Raw genomic sequence first — 22730 nt, forward strand, 5'->3', positions numbered from 1 at the left:
AACGACCAACCCTGGACTTTGTTCTGAAGCCGTTGAATGAAGTATTGGAAACTATCCAAACGGAAGCCAAATACCGGACAACCATCCACTCTGATCAAGGCTGGCATTACCAACACAACAAGTGGGTGAAAACCTTAAAGAAACATCGCATCTTCCAAAGTATGTCCAGGAAAGCGAACTGCGCAGATAATGCGGCCATGGAGAATTTTTTCGGGATTCTGAAACAGGAAATGTATTATGGAGAAGAACAGGTTTCTTATGAAGAGCTTAAAGGAAAACTAGAAGCATACATGGACTACTACAATCATGAACGCATAAAAGCAAAATTGGCTGGTTTAAGTCCCATCCAATACCGGACTCAAACCAGCCAATCAGCTTCATAATAAAAACTCTAACTTTTAGGGGTCACTACCTCAAAGGGCTGCTTTTTACTTTGGTAAAAATCCATGGAACGTGGAGCAGTTTATGTATGGAGTTGTAATTAGTTATATTGCATCTATCGTTGTGCGTTGTATTTTAAGAAAAATATGATAAAATGAGTGTATATTCAGCAGATGGGAGTTGATGTATGAGCGATTTGCGAGAAACGATTATCCGAACATCTCTTGATTTATTTGACCAGAACGGTTTCCATGGGGTCACGGTCAAGCAGATTGTCCAGGCTTCTAATACGTCAAAAGGCGGCTTTTACCATCACTTTCAGTCAAAAGACGAACTTCTTTTCGTCATTCATGATACGTTTATTACATATGTATTGAAAGAAGCACAAGCCGCAAATGTTACCCACTCGTCCCCGATTCCCAAAGTGCAAGCAATCATCCAGTCATTCGTTCATGTATTTGATTTATATAAACCTCATATTTCCGTCTTTTATCAAGAAAGTCTTTATTTAAAGCCAGAGTATGAAGAAAGAATCAAAGGAAAGCGTGATGAATTTAAACGGATGATTTTTGATGTCATTCAAGAAGGCCAAAAATTAGGATATTTCCGAAAAGAACTACCGCTTGAAATTACCGGAATGGCGATTCTTGGAATGGTCAACTGGATCTATAAGTGGTATAGGCGGGATGGCACGTATACGATCGATCAAATTGCAGAGGTATTTACTGATCTAGTCCTTCATTTCTTATTGCCAGGAAAGCAGGATAGTGAATATTTCCATCATATGCTTAAAGTTCCTTTTTTTTACGAAAGCGAGTAAACGCTTTCATTATTTTATAACCGGTACCGACCAACCAGTCGGTCTTCATTCCTTAAGGAGGAATCGTATGAACTTCGATTTGACGAAAGAACAAGAAATGACGAGAAAAATGGTTCGAGATTTTGCTGAGGATGTCATTGGTCCGAGAGCTGTGGATATTGATATCCATAGTGAATTCCCTAAAGATATTTTCGATCAAATGGGGAAACTGGGTTTATTAGGCATCCCCTTCCCTGAAGAGTATGGAGGTTCAGGAGGAGACACGATCAGCTATGCTCTAGCTGTGGAAGAAATCGGCAGAGTGTGCGGTTCTACGGGTCTCAGTTATGCAGCGGCTGTATCATTAGGTGCCAGTCCCATTTATTATTTTGGTACAGAACAACAAAAACAAGAGTTTTTGACACCGCTAGCCAAAGGAGAAGGTCTTGCTTCTTTCGGTTTGACGGAACCTAATGCAGGTTCTGATGCAGGAGGAACGAAGACTCGTGCCGAATTGAAGGGTGATCACTATATTATTAATGGGGAAAAGTGCTGGATTACGAATGCTGAATATGCGAGATCCATCACAGTTACGGCCGTTTCGGGAAAGCGGGAAGATGGAAAGAATATTATCTCTGCTTTTATCATCCCGAAAGATACCCCTGGAATGACTATAACCAGTCCTTACGACAAAATGGGAGTGAGAGGTTCCAATACGTCTGAAATCATTTTGGAGGATGTAAAAGTACCCAAAGAGAATATTCTTGGTGATCCTCAAAAAGGATTCAAGCAGTTCCTTTATACGTTGGACGGAGGTAGGATATCAATTGCCGCGCTTGCTGTTGGTATTGCTCAAGCATCTTTAGATCGGGCATTGGCATATGCGAAAGAAAGAAAACAATTTGGTCAGCCTATCACGAAATTTCAGGCCATTCAATTCAAATTGGCAGATATGGCCATGGAAGTCGAACTTGCTCGCAACATGGTTATAAAAGCTGCATGGTTGAAAGATCAGGGGCGTAATTTTACAAAAGAGTCGGCCTATGCAAAATTATTCGCTTCCGAAACGGCATTCAGATCTGCGAATCAAGCGATCCAGATTCATGGTGGATATGGTTATATGAGGGAGTATGAAGTCGAGCGGTTTTTACGTGATGCGAAATTGTTGGAAATCGGGGAAGGTACATCGGAAATTCAACGATTGGTCATTGCCCGTCAGCTTGGGTGCTAAATTAACGAAGGAGGAAGAGAAATGTCACTTTTAGAACAGACGGTTGGGGAGTTGTTGGAAAAGCAAGCAGCAGCATATCCGGATCACGAAGCCTTTGTGTACCCAGATAAAGGGTTACGGAAAACTTATGCGGAGTTTAACACGATGACAGATGAAGTTGCGAAAGGACTTATGGCATTAGGGGTTGAAAAAGGGGAGCATGTGGCGATTTGGTCGGACAATAAACCAGAGTGGTTACAGTCTCAGTTCGCCTCAGGAAAAATGGGAGGCGTCCTAGTTACCGTTAATACGAATTACCGTGCCCAGGAGCTTGAATATTTACTAAAACAATCGGATGCTACTACTTTGATACTCGCGGAAGATTTTAAAGGAACTTCTTATATCGATATTCTTAAGGAAATTTGCCCGGAGCTTGAAACTTCCGAAAAGGGCGACCTGCAAAGTGATCGTCTTCCTTTCTTGAAAAATGTAGTGGTTCTTAGCGATAAACCCTATCGTGGATGCTATACGTGGCAAGATATCCTGGACATGAGTATGACAGTCAGCGATCGTGAACTCGAAGAGAGGAAAGAGTCGCTTTCATATCGTGACGTGATCAACATGCAATATACCTCGGGAACCACTGGGTTTCCAAAAGGAGTCATGTTAAGTCATTACAACATCGTCAATAATGGCAATCAAGTTGCTGATTGTATGCGTCTTACCGAAGAAGATCGTTTGTGCATTCCTGTCCCGTTTTTCCATTGCTTTGGCTGCGTGTTAGGTACGATGGCTGCTGTGTCTAAAGGATCAACCATGGTCATTCTGGAACAATTTGATCCAAAAAAAGTTCTACAGGCTGTGAAGAAAGAAAGTTGCACAGCATTGCACGGGGTTCCGACCATGTTTATTGCTGAATTGAATCATCCGGAATACGAGGAATTGCGGCCAACCACGTTAAGAACAGGGATTATGGCAGGTTCGACGTGTCCGATGGAAGTAATGAAGAGTGTCATTGAAGATATGGGGGCAGAAGAAATCACCATCGCCTATGGACAGACCGAATCATCACCTGTGATTACCCAGACGAAGGCAGACGACCCCATCGACTTACGAGTGAGCAGTGTAGGCCAAGCTCATCCGAACGTCGAAGTGAAAGTCATCGAACCTGCAACAGGAGAAGAAGTCGAAAGAGGAATCCCTGGTGAATTATGCACAAGGGGCTACCTCGTTATGGAGGGCTATTACAAGAATGAAGAAGCAACAAGCGCTGCTATAGACCCTGATGGTTGGTTGCACACCGGAGATATCGCTGTAATGGACGAAAACGGATATGTGGAAATAACAGGAAGGATAAAGGATATGATCATTCGTGGAGGAGAAAACATCTATCCTCGTGAAATCGAAGAATTTTTATATCAGCATCCTGATGTGCTCGATGTGCAAGTCGTAGGTGTACCAGATGAAAAATATGGAGAAGAGATCATGGCCTGGATTATTCCCAAAGATGGCAAACAATTAAATGAAAGCGATATCAGGGAGTTCAGTGAAGGGAAAATATCAAAACATAAAATTCCCCGTTATATTACCTTTACCGACGAGTACCCGATGACAGCAAGCGGGAAGATCCGAAAATTCAGGCTTCGTGAAAATGCACTGGAAATGATGAACTTGAAATCCTAATAAGAGGTGAGTGTCATGTTCAAAAAAATATTGATCGCCAATAGGGGCGAAATTGCTTCTAGAATCATCCGGACGTGTAAGCGATTGGACATCCCTACTGTGGCGGTATACTCGGAAGCAGATCAGAACGCCCCGTATGTTGAATTGGCAGATGAAAGTTATTTGATAGGTAAGCCGCGAGTCAATGAGTCCTATCTCAATATAGAGAAAATATTAAATGTTGCTAAAGAAGCGGAAGTAGAAGCAATCCATCCTGGTTATGGATTGCTAAGCGAAAATGCCGACTTTGCAAGGAAAACAGAGGAAGCAGGAATCTCCTTCATTGGTCCAAAAGCAGATGTAATAGCAAAAATGGGAGATAAAATTGCAGCTCGTGCAGAAATGAAGCGGGCAGGTGTACCAATAATTCCTGGTACCGAGAATGCGGTCAGCACAACAGAAGAGGCGAAAGAAGTTGCAGAAGAATTCGGTTATCCTGTCATGATCAAAGCGGCTGCTGGTGGCGGAGGCATCGGGATGCAGGCTGTTTATAACGAGGAAGAGCTGGAAAAAGCTTTTGAAGGAAATTCTAAGCGTGCAAAAGCTTTTTTTGGAAATGGGGAAATGTTTATTGAAAAGTTGATTGAAGAGCCACGTCATATTGAAATACAAGTGCTCGCAGATCAACACGGGAATGCTGTCCATTTATTCGAAAGGGAATGTTCGATTCAGCGTCGTCATCAAAAAGTCGTGGAAGAAGCTCCTTCCCCGGTCCTTTCCGAAACAACGAGAAATAAGATGGGGGAAAGTGCATTAAAAGCAGTAGAAACTCTAGGGTACTCCAACGCCGGGACGATTGAATTTCTCGTCGATGATGAAGAGAATTTTTACTTTCTTGAGATGAACACCCGTTTGCAAGTAGAACATCCCGTAACAGAGCAGATAACCGGGGTTGATCTAGTAGAGCAGCAACTCAAAGTGGCAGCAGGAGAAAAACTTTCTATAAGACAAAACGATCTCCTTATAGATGGGCATGCCATTGAAGTCCGGATTTATGCGGAAAATCCCAATACTTTCTATCCTTCGCCAGGAAAACTTACAAAAATGAATTTACCAGAAGGACCTGGGGTCAGGCATGAACTCGCGGTAAAAGGAGACAGTCAGGTGACACCTTTCTATGATCCTATGATTGCGAAACTAGTCGTCCATGGCGAGAACCGTGCGGATGCAATCGAACGCTTAGCAAAAGCACTCGATGAGTATGAAATAGACGGTATAAAATGTAACCTTGCGATGTTAAAGCGGGTCATTAACCATGAAAAGTTCAAACAAGGGGATACGAAAACTTCTTTTATCGAAAATTACTATTTACCAACATTGACGAATCAATAAGGAGGAACAATGATGACAGAAATCAAAGCATCAATGGCAGGAAGCGTATGGAAGTTAGTAGCGAATGAAGGGGACCAAGTCAGTGACGGACAGGATATCGCTATCTTGGAATCCATGAAAATGGAGATTCCCATCCCTACGGAAACTACCGGGACAGTTAAAGAGTTGAAAGTAAGTGAAGGAGATTTTGTAAACGAAGGCGATGTCATTGCTATTATCGAATAACCAGGAGGTTCTTATGTTCCATTGGCCGGATCATGTAATGATCAAAGAAGTTGGACCGAGGGATGGCTTGCAAAATGAAAAGATAGAAGTACCGTTTGAGGATAAGGTAGCCTGGATCAATTTACTTTCGGAAGCGGGCTATTCTTATATCGAAATCAGTTCATTTGTACATCCAAAATGGATACCGCAATTGAAAGATGCACGGCAAGTAGCTTCGTCTATTGAGCGAAAGCCCGGGGTCACTTATGCCGCGCTCGTTCCAAATCGAAAAGGTTTGGAAGCGGCAGTCGATACAGATGTGGATGAAGTCTCTATTTTCATGTCTGCAAGCGACACGCATAATAAAAAGAATATCAATAAATCGATCGAAGAGACATTTCCGGTTTTGGAAGAGGTTGTGAAGGAAGCGAAACTAGAAGGGAAAAGCGTGCGTGGCTATGTGTCTACAGCTTTCGGCTGCCCTTATGAAGGGGATGTGGCTACAGATCAAGTGACAATGGTTTGTGAACGTCTTTTTGGCATGGGCGTCGATGAGGTGTCTATTGGTGACACAATCGGAGTAGCAAATCCGATGCAAGTCGATCAAAAGTTGACGGAATGGAAAAAGTCGCTTCCTATCGACCAATTAGCAATGCATTTTCATAATACGAGAGGTATGGCATTAGCAAACGTCCTCGTCTCTTTGCAGCATAACATCACAACTTTCGATGCCGCACTAGGAGGTTTGGGAGGCTGCCCTTATGCAAAAGGTGCCTCTGGTAATCTGGCGACCGACGATCTTGTCTATATGTTGCATAGAATGGGGATTGAAACAGGAATTGATGAACAGAAGCTCAAAGAAGCGGGGAATTTTATTCAAAACGTCTTAAATAAAACGCTTCCGAGTCATCAAATGCAAGTGATGAATAAGGAAAGGGTGTAAGCTATGCAAGAAGTGGTCACCTTAGAAGAATTAGAACCCTATGTATTTTCACTTAAACTAAATCGTCCGGATGCAGCGAATGCCTTGTCTTTGTCATTATTAAATGAACTGCAAGAAAAGGTGGAAGAAATTAATCGCCGCTCAGATATCCGGGCCGTACTTCTTACGGGAGAAGGTAGTAAAGCTTTCTGTGCCGGGGCTGATTTGAAAGAACGGGCAGGGATGGGGGAAGAAGAAGTTCTTGCTGCCGTCAAGAAGATAGGAGACACGATCTGTATGGTTGAGAGCATATCCGTTCCAACAGTTGCTGTCATCAATGGTGTGGCCTTTGGCGGGGGATTGGAACTTGCTCTTGCTTGCGATCTTCGGATGATGAGTACTTCTACGAAGGTCGGATTAACGGAAACGTCCCTTGCTATCATTCCAGGGGCAGGAGGAACGCAACGGCTTTCCAGACTGATCGGTAAAGGCCAGGCGAAAGCGATGATTTTTACTGCACGTCCAGTAGAAGCTCAGCGTGCTCTTACGCTAGGGTTAGTAGAGTATGTATATGAACCTCAATTTTTGATGGAGGAAGCCAAGGATTTAGCCGCGTGTATTGCCAGAAATGGTCCCGTGGCAATGAAACAGGCGAAATTAGCGATAGATAAGGGAATGGAAACGGACTTGGAAAAAGGGTTGGAAATTGAACGGTCGTGTTATGAACAAACCATCCCAACTTCTGATCGTCTCGAAGGTCTACAAGCATTCAAAGAGAAAAGAAAGCCGGATTATAAAGGAGAATGAAGGTGGAAAAAACGATGCCTACGAACCAAACATTAGAAGAAAGAGCTAAAAAAATCGCTGCTGGCGGTGGTGAGAAATATCATAGTAAAAATGCGGAAAAAGGGAAAATGTTTGTTCGAGAACGTCTTCAACTGTTATTTGATGAGGATATCGATGTAGAAGATGCCTTTTTTGCTAATTGTCAAAATGAAAGCCTCCCTGCTGACGGAGTCGTAACAGGTATCGGCAGGATTAACGGTGAAAAGGTGTGTGTGATGGCAAATGATTCGACAGTTAAAGCAGGATCATGGGGGGCGAGAACCGTTGAGAAAATCATCCGTATCCAGGAGACTGCATTGAAATTGAACCTTCCTATGCTTTATCTTGTTGATTCTGCAGGTGCCAGAATCACAGATCAAGTAGAAATGTTTCCCAACCGAAGAGGAGCAGGTCGCATCTTCCATAATCAAATCAAACTCTCCGGACGTGTTCCACAGGTCTGCTTGTTATTCGGTCCATCAGCAGCAGGTGGTGCATACATACCTGCGTTTTGCGATATCGTCGTAATGGTCGATAAAAATGCATCAATGTATTTAGGATCTCCACGAATGGCTGAAAAGGTCATCGGAGAAAAAGTTACTTTAGAAGAAATGGGCGGAGCTAATATGCATTGTTCTGTTTCCGGCTGTGGAGATGTTTTAGCAAAAGATGAGAGTGATGCTATTGCTTTTGCTAGAAACTATCTGAGCTATTTTCCACAATCCTACAGGGAGTTACCGAAAAAAACAGAATCAAGGCAGCCAGCTCCATTCGAAAAAAGTATCGAACAACTGATTCCAGAAAATCAAAATGCACCTTTTGATATGTATCAATTGATTGAACGCTTAGTGGATGACGCCTCCTTTTGTGAAATCAAGAAAAAATTCGCACCTGAATTGATTACTGGTTTATCAAGAATTGAAGGGCGGCCGGTAGGGATCATCGCAAACCAACCAAGGGCAAAAGGCGGTGTACTGTTTCCTGATTCAGCGGATAAAGCCGCTAAGTTCATCCAACTATGTGATGCTTTCAATATCCCGCTTTTATTTCTTGCCGATATACCCGGCTTCATGATCGGTACAAAAGTGGAAAGAGCAGGTATAATCCGTCACGGAGCGAAGATGCTTTCTGCGATGAGTGAAGCGACCGTGCCAAAAATATCTGTCATTGTACGGAAAGCTTATGGAGCTGGGCTTTATGCGATGGCTGGTCCAGCTTTCGAGCCTGACGCGTGTCTTGCATTACCGACAGCACAAATAGCTGTGATGGGGCCTGAAGCGGCTGTTAACGCGGTGTATGCAAATAAGATTGCCGCATTGCCAGAAGAGGACCGCCCGGCATTTATTAAGGAAAAGCAGGAAGAATATAAAGAGAATATTGATATTTATCGTCTTGCATCAGAAATGATTATTGATGATATTGTTCAACCTAATAAATTGCGGGAAGAACTTGCATGCAGGTACGATGCCTATGAAACAAAAGATGTGATATTTACAGAAAGAAAACACGGTGTATATCCTGTTTAATGAGAAACCTCCTGGATCAAAATCTGACCCAGGAGGTTTTTATTTACATTGTTGAGGAAACTCTTTGACCAATGCTTCGTATTTCTTCGACGCTCTCAGGGTTTTCTAAAGCACTCAAATCACCGGATGATTTATTGAGGTAAGCTGATTTAATCGCACGTCTCATAACTTTTGCATTTCTTGTTTTCGGTAAATCTTTTACTATGAAAACTTTCTTCGGAGCCAGTGCTTTTCCGAGTTTTTGGTCCAGATGTAACTGAAGTTCTTCAAGAAGTTCAGTAGCAGGATGATCGTCGGTCTTTAAAACGATAAAAGCAACGGCTTCTTCTCCTTTAACTTCATGGGGAACTCCAATGACCCCTGCTTCCACGACAGCACTATGTTCCACAAGCACAGACTCCACTTCAGCAGGACCTAAGCGCTTCCCGGCAACATTCAGAACATCGTCAGAACGGCCTGTAATCGTATAAAAGCCTTCGTTATCTTTCATTACCCAATCCCCGTGGACCCATGTATCCTTGAAGCGGCTCCAATAGGTTTGTTCATAACGTTCATCATCTTCAAAAAAACTGTTAGTCATTCCTACCCATGGTTGCTTAAGAGAAAGTTCTCCAACAGATCCTGTAACAGGATGACCTTCTTCATCAAGGACGCTGACATCCATACCTGGGAGTGCAGCATTGAAGTTCACCGGCTGAATAGGCTTGACGAGGACATTCCCCAGTATGCCACCAGATATTTCGGTTCCTCCAGAATAATTGAATATCGGTACTTTTGAATTTCCTGCATGCTTGAATAACCAATACCATGGTTCTGGATTCCATGGCTCGCCTGTAGATCCAATAAGTTTAAGGGAACTTAAATCATGTTTAGTAATCCAATCTTCCCCATGCTTCATCATCGATCGAACTAGTGTAGGGGAGATGCCTAAATGGGTTACATTATATTTATCAACAAGTTCCCATAACCGATCTGGTTCAGGGAAATCAGGGGTACCTTCGAACATAACAATGGATGCACCATTCACTAGTCCTCCATAAACAAGGAAAGGCCCCATCATCCACCCCATGTCGGTATACCAGAAAAGGGTGTCTTCTTTAGTTACGTCCATGCAAACCCCTGCATCAAATGCGGACTTGATAGGAAATCCTGCATGGGTATGGACAACACCTTTCGGCTTTCCTGTGGTGCCAGAAGTGTAGATGAGCATAAATGGATCGTCGGCTTTTTTTACACTTGTGTTGTAAACGGTTTCATTATTGCGGAGTCTTGACCATGGTATATCACGAGTCTCTTTCCAATTGATCTTAGAACCAGTCCGCTCGACGACAAAAATGTGATCAAGTGTCGGACATTGCTCGGCAGCGAGATCGGCTTCTTTTTTCATAGCTATGGTTTTCCCTCTTCTGTAAAACCCGTCAGCCGTAATCAGAGCCTTTGCTCTACTGGCTTGAACTCTAGTAGCAATAGCATCAGCTTTATAGCCGGAGAAAGCAGGAGAGAAAACAGCACCTACTTTAGAGATCGCAAGCATAGCTATTAAAGTTTCAGGAATCATTGGCATATAAAGGGTGATAATATCTCCATCTGTTATCCCGTAACTTTCAAGGCCGTTGGCAATAGCATTTACTTCCTGTTGTAAATCTTTGAAGGAATAGGAAATGGTACTTCCATCATCTCCTTCCCAATAAAGCGCCGTAGTATTTTTCTTCAACGGATCTTCTGCCCATCGATCGAGGGAAAGATGAGCAACATTCAATTCACCGCCTTCGAACCACTGTGGATACATCATACCTTTCGAAAGATTTATTGTTTTTTTAAATGGGGTATACCAATCAATTTCTAATTCTTTTGTTGCTTCCTCCCAAAACCACTCAATGTTTTCAACGGAATGATTATAAAACATATCATAATTGGTGTAACCAAGCTTTTTCATCCATCGGAAAAGTCTTGTCGCTTCTTTTTGTTCTTTGCTAGGAACCCATGCATTCTCATATGTACTCAATATTAAATCCCCCTTTTTCTGAATAATCTTACATTCATTATACCTTAAAGAAGACAAAGGATGAATCTATGTACATTTTTCACAAAAAAAATAATTTGTCGTAAATTATAATTCTTTTGAAACGAAAGTGGGGGGCTTTTCGTTATGTAAGATAGACCCTTTTATTACATATTAGGGAAAATGATAAAGGAGTGGTTTTTTGTTTGAAGGAGCTTTATTCCTCCTAATATTAGGAGTGATCGGGGTAGTTGTCCTCGTTGGTGGAATCATTACATTTATTGTGTTTCGCATGCGTTATAAAACAGCAAGCTCGAACGAAGCACTGATCGTTACGGGACCAAAGCTTGGCGACCCGGAGCAAGAAAAAAATGTATTTGAAGATGATAATGGGAGATCCGTGAAGATTATTCGAGGCGGAGGGTATCGTTTACGTATGTTCCAGACGGCAACACCCATCGATTTAACTTCTTTTCAACTTCAAGTGAACTCTGATAAAGCTTATACGAAAGAAGGAATTCCTGTCCGTGTGGCAAGTACAGCGGTAATCAGCATCGGCAGTGAGCTTGAAATCATGGCGAATTTTGCTGAAAAATTCTTAGGGAAAAAGCAAAACGAACGAGAAGGTGAACTGAAGGATGTCCTAAACGGTCATTTGCGTTCCATCATCGCCTCATTGCCGATTGAGAAAATTTATAATGACTTCAAAGAAGTGAATACACAAGTGAAGAAGATTGCTGAATCTGATTTGAAAGGAATGGGCTTTGAAATCACCTCATTCGCTTTAAATGATGTAGAAGATGTGGATGTAGAGAACGGTTATATTGATGCTCTAGGTAGACCTCACATCGCGGAAGTGCAGAAGAAAGCAAACATGGCAGAATCGGATGCAACGAAAGAAACGAGAATCTATCAAGCGAAAAACGACCAGGAAGCCCAGGATGAAGAAAATAGACGGCAAACGGCGATTGCTGCTTCGAAAAAGGATAAAGACATTAAAGAAGCAGAATTCCAAAAAGAAACGAACCGTGCCAAAGCGAACGCGGATCAAGCTGGGGAAATTGAAAAGCAAAAGCTTGCCCAGCAAATTAAAGAGGAAGAACTAAAAGTACAATATATTGAAAAGCAACGAGCGGTCGAGCTTGAAGAAGAAGAAAATAAACGGAGACGTTCAATTGCAGATGCGGAAGCTTATGAAGTAACGAAACGTGCACAAGCAGAAGCGGATAATGAGAGAATCAAAGGGGAGTCCGAAGCGGAAGTAATCCGGCAACGAGGTATTGCAGAAGCCGATTCTAAAGAACGGATGGCTAGAGCAATGGAACAGTACGGCGAAGCGGCAATGATGGAAATGCTGATTAAAGTGTTGCCAGAATATGCTGAAAAGGTATCTGCTCCAATTAGTCAAATCAAAGATATGAAAGTGATAGATATGGGAGGATCAAACTCTCAGGGCGGTTCTGCAAAAGTCGCGAATAGCGTAACCTCAACCATGCTTGGCATCCAGGAATCATTGAAGGAAACAACCGGGATGGATCTAAAGGCAATGTTGGAAAGTTATGTTTCCCGTGGGAACGTCAATGGCTTTGACGGAAATAAAGCAAGGCAGATGAATGAAGCAGCAGCCACTGACGAAAATAAGGAAAAGCAAGGCCAAGAACAAGAGGAAACTTCATCAGAAGAAGAAAAGTGATTACCTGAAGAGCCTGTAAAAAGCAGGCTCTCTTTTTAAATAAATGTTTAGAAGATAATGATACTGGGGTAAATAGGATAGGACTTTCCCGCCATATTTCATACATAGAATGTACGGTTTAACAGATAATTAATTGTTTCAAAATAAAATTAATGGTAAAGTCAAAAACGTAGGGACCTTGTTAAGATTAAATAGCTGACTCAACGCGTTATTGTTCCATGCAAAGACTATGAGCTAAAAGAGGTCATACTATAAATAGAATACGATTAGGTAAGATGTAACTAGGAGGTAGATTATGAGAATTATTGTAGCAGGGGGAGACGGTTTTTGCGGTTGGCCGACTGCATTATATTTATCCAAGCAGGGTCATGACGTAACAATCGTTGATAATTTGGTTAGAAGAAAATATGATGAGGAACTACGATCCAATTCCGTTACACCGATTGCTTCATTAGAAGAACGAGTAGCGAAATGGAAAGAAGTATCCGGAAAAGAAATCAAGACTTTCATTGGTGATTTGAATCATTATGATTTTCTCAGTGAGGTATTCCGCCAAACGGAACCTGAAGCATTCGTTCACTTTGCAGAACAACGTTCCGCTCCATATTCGATGATTGATCGTGAGCATGCTGTTTATACGCAAACGAATAATGTCATGGGAAATCTGAATGTTCTCTATGCCATTAAAGAATATGCACCAGAATGTCATTTGATCAAACTTGGTACGATGGGTGAATATGGGACTCCTAATATTGATATTGAAGAGGGTTATATTGAAATTGAACATAAAGGGCGTAAAGATACGCTTCCATATCCGAAACAACCCGGTTCTTTCTATCACCTTTCAAAAGTTCATGATAGTCACAATATTATGTTCGCTTGTAAAATTTGGGGAATCAGAGCGACAGATTTGAACCAGGGGATTGTATATGGTCTTCATACTGCAGAAACTAAACTAGACCCTATGCTCGTCAACCGTGTAGATTATGATGGAGTCTTCGGAACAGCACTTAACCGTTTCATCAACCAGGCAGCGATAGGTCACGATATTACCGTATATGGTTCTGGTGGACAAACACGTGCATTCTTAAACATTGAAGACACTGTACGTTGTGTTGAAATCGCGGCAGAAAATCCTGCAGATAAAGGTGAATTCCGTGTGTTCAACCAGTTCACAGAATGGTTCTCTGTTCAAGACCTTGCTGAACGTGTTCAAAAAATCGCGAAAGAAGAAGGTTTTGACACAGAAGTGAAGAAAATCGAGAATCCGCGTATCGAAAATGAAAATCACTACTATAATGCAGTCAATACAAAACTTCGTGATCTTGGATTGGAGCCTCACTTACTTACGGACGATGTCATCCGTGACATTCTCCGTACAGCAGTAGAACATAAAGACCGTATCATCCAAGAAAACGTATTGCCGTCAATCACTTGGAAGTAAGGAGTTTTCCGCTTTGAAGATCGCCATCATTACAGAAACATTCCTGCCATCCACAGATGGAGTCGTTACACGATTAAAAGAAGCAATAAAATATTTGCGGAAACAACAGCACGAAGTCGTCGTCATTGCTCCGGATTTAGGTGTGACGGAATATGAAGGGGCGATTGTCGAAGGGGTTAAAACGACGAAAATGCCTTTTTACAGGTCCAAAGAATTCAGTATGCCACAACGACGGGTCAAGGACTTGTTAATGAAACATGACCCTGACCTCGTCCATGTGGTCAATCCTGCTCTTGTCGGTGTGTCTGGGGTTTACTATGCAGACAAGTTGGATTATCCTCTCATCGCTTCCTACCATACACATGTGCCGAAATATTTGGATTATTATCGGTTATATCCATTCAAACCACTGGTCTGGTGGTATTTTCGCAAGTTGCACAACTATGCGGACGTAAATTTGTGTACATCAAAGGCCATTAAAAAGGAACTGGATGAAAAGAATTTCCATAATGTAAGCGTATGGGACCGGGGAGTTGCTATCGATCACTATCATCCTCATCATAAAAATGAACAGATGAGGAACCGGCTTTCAGGAGGGAAACCTGAAAACAAACTGCTAGTCTTTGTCGGTAGGTTGGCTCCTGAAAAAGAAATTCATAAAATCAGGCCATTGTTGGAACAAAGAGATGATATATCTCTTGCGTTTGTCGGAGATGGACCAGTGAAACAAGAGTTAGAAGAGACATTCAAAGGAACAAACACTGTTTTTACGGGGCTTTTGCATGGGGAAGAATTAGCTCAGGCCTTTTCTTCTTCAGATGCACTCATCTTCCCATCCGTAACAGAGACACTGGGGCTAGTGATATTAGAAGCAATGGCTTCAGGTTTGCCAGTTATCGCTGCTAAAAGCGGTCCAACAATGGAGCAAGTAGAAGACGGTAAAACAGGATTGTTATTTGAGAATGAAAATACTGATAGTATGATTGAAGCAATTCAGCGACTTGAGGATGAAGAATTGTATCGTAAGTTATGTAAAAATGCCAGGTTAGAAGCTGAGAAGTATAGCTGGCAAAAGCCATCCGAACAGATTCTGGAGTACTATCACAAGACATTGAAAGTATTTGAGGAAAGTGCGGCGACAGCCTCAAAAAAAACAAAGGTTAAAGTCACAGAGTAAATGCTCTGTGACTTTCTTTTGTGTTGCCTAGGGAAATCAGTGTTTTCTGATGGCTATCTTTAACATATAGACTAGTGAAATAAGAAAAGGCAAACCCAGATCAAGAGAGAGATCTAATACAATAACGAAAAAGCTGATTCAATCCATATGATGAAGAATTCTACATTAAACTTAGTAGCAACTCCAAACTTTAAAAAATAAAACCATAACCGAACAAACGTTCTCGACTCGCATTTTTGACACTTTTTACACTGTATCCCACCAATTTCCACTTAAAACTTAGTAGCAACTCCGATATGAAATATAAAAACAAAAGAATCATCAAAATTTCACTAAGGATTCGGTCAATTAAAATATTGAAAAGAGTAAAGGGAAAAGGAAATAAGCAATGCTATTCAGCATTAAACTTTTCGCTGGGTGGGACGGAAGAACAAAAAATAATTACCGACATACTAACTACAGGTTATGACAGCAATCTGTAGGATGGATAAGCTTTTGTATATACGGAATATCCAGGCGTATATAGCGAAGAGGAGAGGGGAAGTGTTGAATTATATTATCAACCAAAGTTCCTGAATTTGGGTGATAAAAGTAAAGCAAAAGTGTAATTTTTGAATATATGGTTTTGAGAATTACATAAAATATGGCAAGTAATTATGTAAACTGTAGGAATGTTACTCAGATCATTATAACAACAGATGGAGCATTGAGTGAGCAGAACCACCGTGAATTACAGCAGATTATCTTGTGCCAGTTTACACAAATGGAAAATTACTATAAAAAGATCATTATAGGCAGAATAGCAAATGGTATAAAGAATATTGCGTATATATAAGAAAACTGTTTAGTATAGTAACAAAGTTTAGTGAAATTTTAAAATACACACACATATGAAAGCGAGAAAAGTAAGACAAATAAAAGTAAGGCAAATACGAGATAAGAAAACGAAATTAAATCAGTTATATGAAATGCATTATTTAAGCTGAATTTGCTGCCAGATCGAATGAGTATGACTAGCAGAGCAATAATTTTTTTATTGACCAAAAACTAAACCCAGAGATTAAAATCCATTCTGTCTCACTATCAGGAGTATACTTAGATTATGAGACGTAATTTCCATTTACATTTTGACTTAGTATAATATATATTATGTAAACTAAATAATAAAATAATTGAAACACGTATTTATCCTCCTCTTTTCGGATGCTTTATTGATTTATAAGAACTTTGACTAATGATCTCATAGCAGTTTGAGCTTTCTGTACTTTTTGCCATGTTTTCATCTGAATTTTTCTCTTCTATATCGATTCTTCTCAATATACTATTCACTTCCTTTTGCGAACATTTGTTCCCTAACGGTATTTTTAAGCATTTTCTTTTGTAACAACGTTCTTATTTGACTTAATTCCAAAGATTCCTCGAGCAAACCGTCGAATATATTTGAATTTTCACCTATGCTGCTCTACGATTTAAAGATACTGAAATAAAAATGGGGTTTTTATTTTATGCGAAGGATATTTTGCATACTGCTATCAGTTTTATTGACCATCTCACTCCGACCACGCCGTGGATATGCACCATACACCCAACAGAGAGCTCAATTTTACCCTGGCTCAGGTATAGATATTTTGCCAGGTGATTTGTTGTTTTCACCAATCGGAAGAAAAGAATCTCGTTTTGTAGGTCATGTGGGCATCGTCGACACTAAGAAGGAAGTAATTCACTCTGTCCCCGCAGGGATTATAAAAGATTCCATGGAAAGATACTTTAACAAGTTTAATAAAATCACCCTTTTTTCACCACTTGACCAAAGTTTGGGACAACAGGCAGCACAATACGCAGAAAAACTTTTATATGATTATCCTAAGGCAGCCTATCGTATATGGACCCCTTTAGGAGATCGGGATGGTGAGCAATATTGCACTAAAATCGTTTGGCAATCTTATCGGTACGGTGCGGGAGTGAATCTTGGCCAGCTTACAAATAAAGCGAAAGCCGTTCACCCGCAACGGTTAAAAGATCGACGATATATAACCCGTAAAAAACGCTTTTAGTAAAACACAATTAATACAATATTTGCAGCTCAACCCTTTTTCCGGCTGCCAAACGGGTATGGTAAACTTTTATAACTCTTATAATTGCTTAACATAAAAAACACACTCATCCTTAAGTTCTGGATGAGTGTGTTAAGTGTTGGATAAATTCTGATTCGGATATGATTTCAATGGAATGCCCTTGACTGAGCAAAGTTTCTGCTCTTTCAAGCTTGTTTGTTTTCTGACCTTTTTTATAGTTTTCGTATGTTTTATCACTCAGAACAAGATAATTCGTCGTCGCTTCGATGGAAGAGTGATACATTCCTCCAAGTTCGGCTACTTTTTGAATGGCCTCTTCCCTTTTCATTTCTTTCATTCTCCCTGTAAAAACGAATGAAGAATTATAATAGGGATGATTTTTGTCGAACTCACTACTCGCGGCTATAAAGGTCCTGGCTGAAGCTTTCCTGGTTTGTTTTCTTTTGTTAAGTCGAGCGGGCTCATATCCACCTTCATACATCATTCCGTTCGTTGTGCCGGTTCTTTCAACTAAATCTTTCAAGTTCGATGCGCCAAGTTCTTCTTTTGCACTAAGAAGTATATGGCCAGCTGCTTTTGCATCATCTAATGCATGGTGGTGAGAAAAAGTAAATCCCAGATAATCAGACACAATATTAAGGTTGTATTTATTTAAGGTCCATGTCTTTTTCGATATGTTAACAGTACAATTATATGCTAGCATCGGATAAGGCAGCTGATATTGATCCAGAACAGCACGCAGGACACCCATATCGAACTGTGCATTATGAGCAATGACCAGCTTTCCTTCTAATATCGACTTGATTTCTTCTTCCCATAGAACATCGAATTCGTTTGCATCAGCAACATCTTGTTTTGTAATTCCATGTACTTTTATATTCATTGGGGAAAAATAATTGTTCTTTGGCTTCACAAGCCTGTAATATTCCCTTTTAATAGCACTATTTTCGTACTCCACAATACCGATAGAGCATACAGATGCTCTGGAAGAATTTGCTGTTTCAAAATCCAAGGCTACAAAATTCATAAACGTCTCCCTTTAATTTTTTGATATCTCCATCATAAAATGCACCTATCCAATTCGTCCATCAGTATGCTCTCTAAAATGTAAGTCCCTCTTTGATACTTTGTTATGAATGTCTAATAAATGTAACGCACTTTTTTCCTTCATCACTATCTAATAAAGAGAATAGTCCAACACAGTTTCTCATTGGATAAATCAGTGGTTTCCTGTGTATGCTACATTTAAGGAGGCGTTTTTATGACTTTTGATTATGCAGAACTGCCATCTGAAAAAGTAAAACAAATAAAAGAATTAGAAAACCAACTGAATGTTGTTTTAATCGCTTTCGATTCTAAGTATAAAGATTAATAAAGATGCTTCATGCTAATGGAACTCCACTTTACCATTGAGAAACGGAATAACCTCGCGAGCACTAAAAATGTGACTGTCAGTCATCATTGAGAATCGAAATGGTCCTCACGAGCACTAAAATGTGACTGTCAGACACTATTGAGAATCGAAATAATATTCATGAGCACCATTAAATTAAACGGGAAGCACACCTGAAAAAACATGGTGTGCTTCCCGTTTAACCATTATAAATCGTCAGTTTTTCTTGTATTGGCGTTCTTTTCTTTTGTTTAGGTTGTTGATCGAAAAATCCCATATGAATAAATCCTACAATCTTCTCTCCTGGCTGTACCCCGAGGAGTTCTCGCACACGAGGTTCATGAATTTGCGGGTTTGTCTTCCAACAAACACCAAGTTGACGTTCCCAGGCTAACAATTGGAAATTTTGTAGCATACAGCTAATCGCTCCGAAATTCTCTTCCCATTGTTTTTGGCGAGGATCTTCATCCATAACAGCAATGAGAAACGCAGCTGGTTGGCTGAAGTAGTTTCTTCTATTGTCTTGCATCTCTTTTGGGAATGTTTGTACTAGAGATTCCACGAAAGTTTCTTTTTCTTTAGTTGGTATAAAGATAAATCTCCATGGTTCTCTTAAACCGTGCGTAGGAGCCCAACGCGCGTCTTCTAACAGCTCTGAAATAAGTTCTTCCGGTACTTCCTTATCTAAATAACCACTCTTCACAGAACGGCGCTCACGAATAATTTGAGCTAAATTGGACTTCGACTGTTCCATATCCTCTCACCTACGTTATCTTTATTTTTTATACATGGTAATGATAATCGTTCTCAATAATTTTGTCAATGCTTTTAGGTTTAATAAGTTTGATAGATCAATATTCGATTCACTACTTCAACCGAAAAGCAAATACATATAATAATTGCTTTTCACCCCTCCTAAAATCTAAAGCTGTCCGGAATGTTTTTCCTGCTCTTTTTCTCTATAAGTTTTTATATGTAAAAGTTAGATATAAATGTCTCTTTGATTTAACTCTTTATGTGTGATCAAATATCTCTCTATTCACACAAGAAAGCTACCTCCTCAAAGAAGGCAGCTTTCTTGTGTTATTCATTCAATATTGCAGCGATTTCATTAGCTAATCGCTCAGCGGATAGAGGGCCAGCAAAAGTTCCCATGTCGCCTGGAAGCTTGTAGGTACGCCCCTCTTCAACAAAATTTAAATTCGTCCATGCAGGATTATCAGCAAGGTTTTCAAATATAGGATCATCTTCCTGAACAAGGTAAAAGAAGTGAGCATCCTGATAATTTTGCAGGGATTCCACATCTGAAGATACGAAACCGTAAATTTCAGGTTTCTCCGTAGATACTGCATTTTCAATTCCCATTTGATCCAGCACCCCTGCCACTACTGAATTGTCAGTAAATAATCTAAGTATCGGTGTATTTTGAGAAGTGAAGGCCTGGGTAACCACAGCTTGGATTTCTTCTGTATTATCGATGCTTTCACCCAATTCTGCCATTTCCATTTCCATATCAGAAATCACTTGTTCTGCCTTTTCTTCTTTTTTAAAAATTTCAGCCATTAAATTGAATTCATCTTTCATATGTGCGTATTGATCGCTTGCTCCTTCTTCTGAATAAGGAGCGAACATCACGGTAGGAGCGATTTCATTCAGTTTGTCAGCAAAACTTTCATGTCTATATTCAGCTCCAATAATCAAATCGGGATCTAAGCGGGAGATCGCTTCAAAATTTGGTTCCGAACGTGTTCCCACATCTTCCACTTTATCAGCTAGCGGTTCTCCTACATTCACCCATTTATCGTAACCTTCTTTATCTGCCACTCCAACAGGCTGGATCCCCAAAGGGAGCATATGCTCTATGTAAGACCACTCTAAAACAACTACTTTTTCTGGCACACCAGTAATTTCAACTTCCCCCGTACTTGCTTCAATTGTTCTAGACTCTGCAGTTTCTTTTGAAGTTACTTCTTCACTACTTTCTCCATTGCTGCAACCAGCCATAAATACAACTAACAATAGAAACATCAAGCATGGTACTTTTTTCACTCTTCTTTCAACCTCCCATAAGATATCTGTAATTGATAAAGATTATCATTATCAAATAAAGTGTAAGGAAGTTAACAGACTTTGTCAATGAAAATGATTATCATTCACAGGTCTGTGAGAGGACTATCTCCATTTGATAAATAATCCGAAAAATGACTGAAATGTTGATGCCGCATAGTAAATTGAAAATTCCCCCTTTAGTTTCCTCTCTATAATGTAATAATCTCCTACCATTGTTTTAACATTGTATACTCAATCCAGGCTTTGTTATGAAATGCAGCTAAATCGGTCATCCTAAATAAGGAAAATAGATGGAGGGATAAAAATGAAAAATATAATCATTTTGGTAATGTTATCTATGCTTGTACTCACCGGTTGCAATACAGGTGCTCCCGAGGAAAGAGCCCAAGATTCCCAACCACAACAAATGTCTACAGAACGTACGGATGGTATTAAAAATGTTTCTCACCCTATCGGAAACAAGGAGGGAACAAAATTACCTTTCATGGTTTTCGATCTTGAAATTGATTACGTTGATACGCTCTCCTACGAAATAGAATATCGGCAACAAGGAGATCAGACCACAGCAGTTATTAATGAAATTGGGAAAGAAGAGATTTCTGGAGAAAAAGCTTTTGATCAGTTGACTCCCCACTTTATGGAGTTGAGTTTTGATGAGGAATCTTCAAAAGATGAAGTCATAAACGATGTATTAAATGTTTTCGGTTTAGATGAGACCTATAAAGAATTCAAGCTTTATGTGACTTATAATAATGGCCAACGTTTAGAATATGAGGATTAAATCATAAAAAAAACAAGCATATAGTCTGAGGACTTGAATGCTTGTTTTTTTAATTATTTTTCGGAGTTGCTACTAAGTTTTAAGAGCGATCATGATTGATTACAGTCTTGCCGTCTTTTTGTATAACTTTTCTTTCCTTTAATAATTGGCCTAATGCGCGTTTGAAAGCCGATTTACTAATTTTAAAAGTTTTTCTGATCTCCTCAGGATCACTTTTATCATGTAAATGCATTACCCCGTCATTTTCTACGAGGTAATCATAAATCACTTCTGCATCTTCTTTCATCCCCTCTTGTTTTAGAGGGCGGAGAGAAAGGTTGATTGTTCCGTCATCTTTGACATCAATCACCCTTGCAGTAATTGTTTCTCCCAATCTAGGCTCCTCTTTCCTTTCTGTCGGATGTACAAATCCTCTGTATCCTTCCCCCGTCAATACAGCGGAACCCGCTTTAGTGGAGCGATAGACACGAGCGGTGACTTCCTGATGAAGGAGATCTTCCGGGGCAGGCTCTAAATCATTGATAACTTCCTGTTCAGAGATTGGTTCAGCGAGGAGTCGCCCCTTCTTATCTAATTCCAGACTCACAAACATAAAATCCCCTTCTTTAGGCCACACTGTTTTCAAAAGGGGGAGATGGTCAGTTGAAACAAGGATATCTTTATCATTCAATCCAATATCAACGAAGACTCCCATATTAGGAATCACTTCAACGACTTCTGCCCAACCATATGTTTCATTGGTTACCTCGGGTATTTTCATCGTAGCGACCATTTTTCCTTTTTTATCTTCATAAATGAAGCAGCGCAGTTTATCATTCAAATCAATCTCCTGGTCGACTTCTTCATCCGGGAGAACTACTTCCTTATCCCCCACTTTCAAAAGGAATGCGTTCGTAATTTTCTTTTCAACTTTTCCAGCTTGTACAGTACCTAATATGTTGACATCTTTCACGTTATTTCATCCTTTTTCGAGACGTAATGGTATTTATTATAGCTTACATGGGCTCTTTTTAAAACGGTTTGTTTATGTAAAAAGGGAAAAGCGTGGCGGTACGCCACGCTTTTTAGTGATTAATACCACCAAGAAGCTCCTACAATAATTAGGAGAATAAACAATACAACGATTAACGCAAAGCCTCCACCATATCCTTTACTCATTCCAATTCCCCCCTTT

The 22730-nt window shown here is 40.3% G+C and carries 20 protein-coding genes; 14 read left to right on the forward strand and 6 right to left on the reverse strand.

Annotated elements, in window-relative coordinates; all coding sequences use genetic code 11:
* The 9 genes from BMZ58_RS11065 to BMZ58_RS11105 form a co-directional block, all read left to right on the forward strand.
* Positions 1–383, forward strand: a 383-nt coding sequence (locus BMZ58_RS11065; RefSeq protein ID WP_139207332.1) for an IS3 family transposase, incomplete at its 5' end; no start/stop codon positions are given.
* A gap of 185 nt (positions 384–568) precedes the next feature.
* Positions 569–1201 carry a TetR/AcrR family transcriptional regulator gene (locus BMZ58_RS11070; RefSeq protein ID WP_075036629.1) on the forward strand — a complete coding sequence of 211 codons (633 nt, stop codon included), beginning with the start codon at positions 569–571 and terminating at the stop codon, positions 1199–1201.
* 67 nt (positions 1202–1268) lie between these two features.
* Positions 1269–2411, forward strand: a complete 1143-nt coding sequence (locus BMZ58_RS11075) for an acyl-CoA dehydrogenase (protein ID WP_075036630.1) — start codon at positions 1269–1271, stop codon at positions 2409–2411.
* A 21-nt stretch (positions 2412–2432) separates the two neighbouring features.
* The gene (locus BMZ58_RS11080) at positions 2433–4073 is read left to right on the forward strand and encodes an AMP-binding protein (RefSeq protein WP_075036631.1); all 1641 of its coding nucleotides are present in this window, start codon (positions 2433–2435) and stop codon (positions 4071–4073) included.
* A 15-nt stretch (positions 4074–4088) separates the two neighbouring features.
* On the forward strand, positions 4089–5444 hold the full coding sequence (locus BMZ58_RS11085; protein ID WP_075036632.1) for an acetyl-CoA carboxylase biotin carboxylase subunit: 1356 nt from the start codon (positions 4089–4091) through the stop codon (positions 5442–5444).
* Between the two features lie 12 nt (positions 5445–5456).
* Positions 5457–5669 (forward strand): acetyl-CoA carboxylase biotin carboxyl carrier protein subunit, encoded by a 213-nt coding sequence (locus BMZ58_RS11090; protein ID WP_075036633.1) that lies wholly within the window; start codon positions 5457–5459, stop codon positions 5667–5669.
* A 13-nt stretch (positions 5670–5682) separates the two neighbouring features.
* Positions 5683–6591 (forward strand): hydroxymethylglutaryl-CoA lyase, encoded by a 909-nt coding sequence (locus BMZ58_RS11095; RefSeq protein WP_075036634.1) that lies wholly within the window; start codon positions 5683–5685, stop codon positions 6589–6591.
* 3 nt (positions 6592–6594) lie between these two features.
* Entirely contained in the window at positions 6595–7377 is a 783-nt protein-coding gene (locus tag BMZ58_RS11100; RefSeq protein WP_075036635.1) for an enoyl-CoA hydratase, read from the forward strand.
* Positions 7378–7391: 14 nt separating this feature from the next.
* Positions 7392–8921: an acyl-CoA carboxylase subunit beta gene (locus tag BMZ58_RS11105; RefSeq protein ID WP_075036921.1), complete on the forward strand. Its 1530-nt coding sequence runs from the start codon at positions 7392–7394 to the stop codon at positions 8919–8921.
* Between the two features lie 43 nt (positions 8922–8964).
* Here BMZ58_RS11105 and BMZ58_RS11110 read toward each other — a convergent pair whose 3' ends face one another.
* A complete protein-coding gene (locus tag BMZ58_RS11110) occupies positions 8965–10926 on the reverse strand; it encodes an AMP-binding protein (RefSeq protein ID WP_075036636.1) in 1962 nt (653 codons plus the stop codon).
* Between the two features lie 199 nt (positions 10927–11125).
* On the opposite strand from BMZ58_RS11110, the gene BMZ58_RS11115 reads away from it, so the two are divergent.
* The 4 genes from BMZ58_RS11115 (at position 11126) to BMZ58_RS11130 (ending at position 17291) form a co-directional block, all read left to right on the forward strand.
* Positions 11126–12616: a flotillin family protein gene (locus BMZ58_RS11115; RefSeq protein WP_075036637.1), complete on the forward strand. Its 1491-nt coding sequence runs from the start codon at positions 11126–11128 to the stop codon at positions 12614–12616.
* A gap of 295 nt (positions 12617–12911) precedes the next feature.
* Positions 12912–14060 (forward strand): NAD-dependent epimerase/dehydratase family protein, encoded by a 1149-nt coding sequence (locus BMZ58_RS11120; protein WP_075036638.1) that lies wholly within the window; start codon positions 12912–12914, stop codon positions 14058–14060.
* A gap of 13 nt (positions 14061–14073) precedes the next feature.
* Positions 14074–15237, forward strand: a complete 1164-nt coding sequence (locus BMZ58_RS11125) for a glycosyltransferase family 4 protein (RefSeq protein WP_075036639.1) — start codon at positions 14074–14076, stop codon at positions 15235–15237.
* A 1541-nt stretch (positions 15238–16778) separates the two neighbouring features.
* A complete protein-coding gene (locus BMZ58_RS11130; protein ID WP_167360068.1) occupies positions 16779–17291 on the forward strand; it encodes a C40 family peptidase in 513 nt (170 codons plus the stop codon).
* Between the two features lie 112 nt (positions 17292–17403).
* Here the strand turns inward: BMZ58_RS11130 and BMZ58_RS11135 are convergent, their stop codons facing one another.
* The 3 genes from BMZ58_RS11135 to BMZ58_RS11145 all read right to left on the reverse strand — a co-directional run bounded on the left by BMZ58_RS11135 (position 17404) and on the right by BMZ58_RS11145 (position 20754).
* Positions 17404–18339, reverse strand: coding sequence for an exonuclease domain-containing protein (locus BMZ58_RS11135; protein ID WP_075036641.1), 936 nt, complete (start codon positions 18337–18339; stop codon positions 17404–17406).
* Between the two features lie 565 nt (positions 18340–18904).
* Positions 18905–19459 (reverse strand): nitroreductase family protein, encoded by a 555-nt coding sequence (locus BMZ58_RS11140; RefSeq protein ID WP_075036642.1) that lies wholly within the window; start codon positions 19457–19459, stop codon positions 18905–18907.
* 329 nt (positions 19460–19788) lie between these two features.
* Positions 19789–20754 (reverse strand): ABC transporter substrate-binding protein, encoded by a 966-nt coding sequence (locus BMZ58_RS11145; protein WP_075036643.1) that lies wholly within the window; start codon positions 20752–20754, stop codon positions 19789–19791.
* A 325-nt stretch (positions 20755–21079) separates the two neighbouring features.
* On the opposite strand from BMZ58_RS11145, the gene BMZ58_RS11150 reads away from it, so the two are divergent.
* Complete coding sequence (locus BMZ58_RS11150; RefSeq protein WP_075036644.1) at positions 21080–21556, forward strand: YusW family protein; 477 nt, start codon at positions 21080–21082, stop codon at positions 21554–21556.
* Positions 21557–21635: 79 nt separating this feature from the next.
* Here the strand turns inward: BMZ58_RS11150 and BMZ58_RS11155 are convergent, their stop codons facing one another.
* Complete coding sequence (locus BMZ58_RS11155; protein ID WP_075036645.1) at positions 21636–22508, reverse strand: CvfB family protein; 873 nt, start codon at positions 22506–22508, stop codon at positions 21636–21638.
* A 119-nt stretch (positions 22509–22627) separates the two neighbouring features.
* Positions 22628–22714, reverse strand: a complete 87-nt coding sequence (locus BMZ58_RS11160) for a YjcZ family sporulation protein (protein ID WP_008640034.1) — start codon at positions 22712–22714, stop codon at positions 22628–22630.
* Positions 22715–22730 lie beyond the last annotated feature (16 nt).

Origin of the sequence: Halobacillus dabanensis (genome assembly GCF_900114165.1) — a bacterium.
Classification (GTDB): domain Bacteria; phylum Bacillota; class Bacilli; order Bacillales; family Halobacillaceae; genus Halobacillus; species Halobacillus dabanensis.

Bases quoted from the DNA above. Each gene is read 5' to 3' on its own strand.
- BMZ58_RS11135 (WP_075036641.1), bottom strand. From the start codon at position 18,339: ATGAATTTTGTAGCCTTGGATTTTGAAACAGCAAATTCTTCCAGAGCA.
- BMZ58_RS11160 (WP_008640034.1), bottom strand. From the start codon at position 22,714: ATGAGTAAAGGATATGGTGGAGGCTTTGCGTTAATCGTTGTATTGTTT.
- BMZ58_RS11075 (WP_075036630.1), top strand. From the start codon at position 1,269: ATGAACTTCGATTTGACGAAAGAACAAGAAATGACGAGAAAAATGGTT.
- BMZ58_RS11150 (WP_075036644.1), top strand. From the start codon at position 21,080: ATGAAAAATATAATCATTTTGGTAATGTTATCTATGCTTGTACTCACC.
- BMZ58_RS11095 (WP_075036634.1), top strand. From the start codon at position 5,683: ATGTTCCATTGGCCGGATCATGTAATGATCAAAGAAGTTGGACCGAGG.
- BMZ58_RS11100 (WP_075036635.1), top strand. From the start codon at position 6,595: ATGCAAGAAGTGGTCACCTTAGAAGAATTAGAACCCTATGTATTTTCA.
- BMZ58_RS11105 (WP_075036921.1), top strand. From the start codon at position 7,392: ATGCCTACGAACCAAACATTAGAAGAAAGAGCTAAAAAAATCGCTGCT.
- BMZ58_RS11085 (WP_075036632.1), top strand. From the start codon at position 4,089: ATGTTCAAAAAAATATTGATCGCCAATAGGGGCGAAATTGCTTCTAGA.
- BMZ58_RS11080 (WP_075036631.1), top strand. From the start codon at position 2,433: ATGTCACTTTTAGAACAGACGGTTGGGGAGTTGTTGGAAAAGCAAGCA.
- BMZ58_RS11120 (WP_075036638.1), top strand. From the start codon at position 12,912: ATGAGAATTATTGTAGCAGGGGGAGACGGTTTTTGCGGTTGGCCGACT.
- BMZ58_RS11140 (WP_075036642.1), bottom strand. From the start codon at position 19,459: ATGGAACAGTCGAAGTCCAATTTAGCTCAAATTATTCGTGAGCGCCGT.
- BMZ58_RS11070 (WP_075036629.1), top strand. From the start codon at position 569: ATGAGCGATTTGCGAGAAACGATTATCCGAACATCTCTTGATTTATTT.
- BMZ58_RS11090 (WP_075036633.1), top strand. From the start codon at position 5,457: ATGACAGAAATCAAAGCATCAATGGCAGGAAGCGTATGGAAGTTAGTA.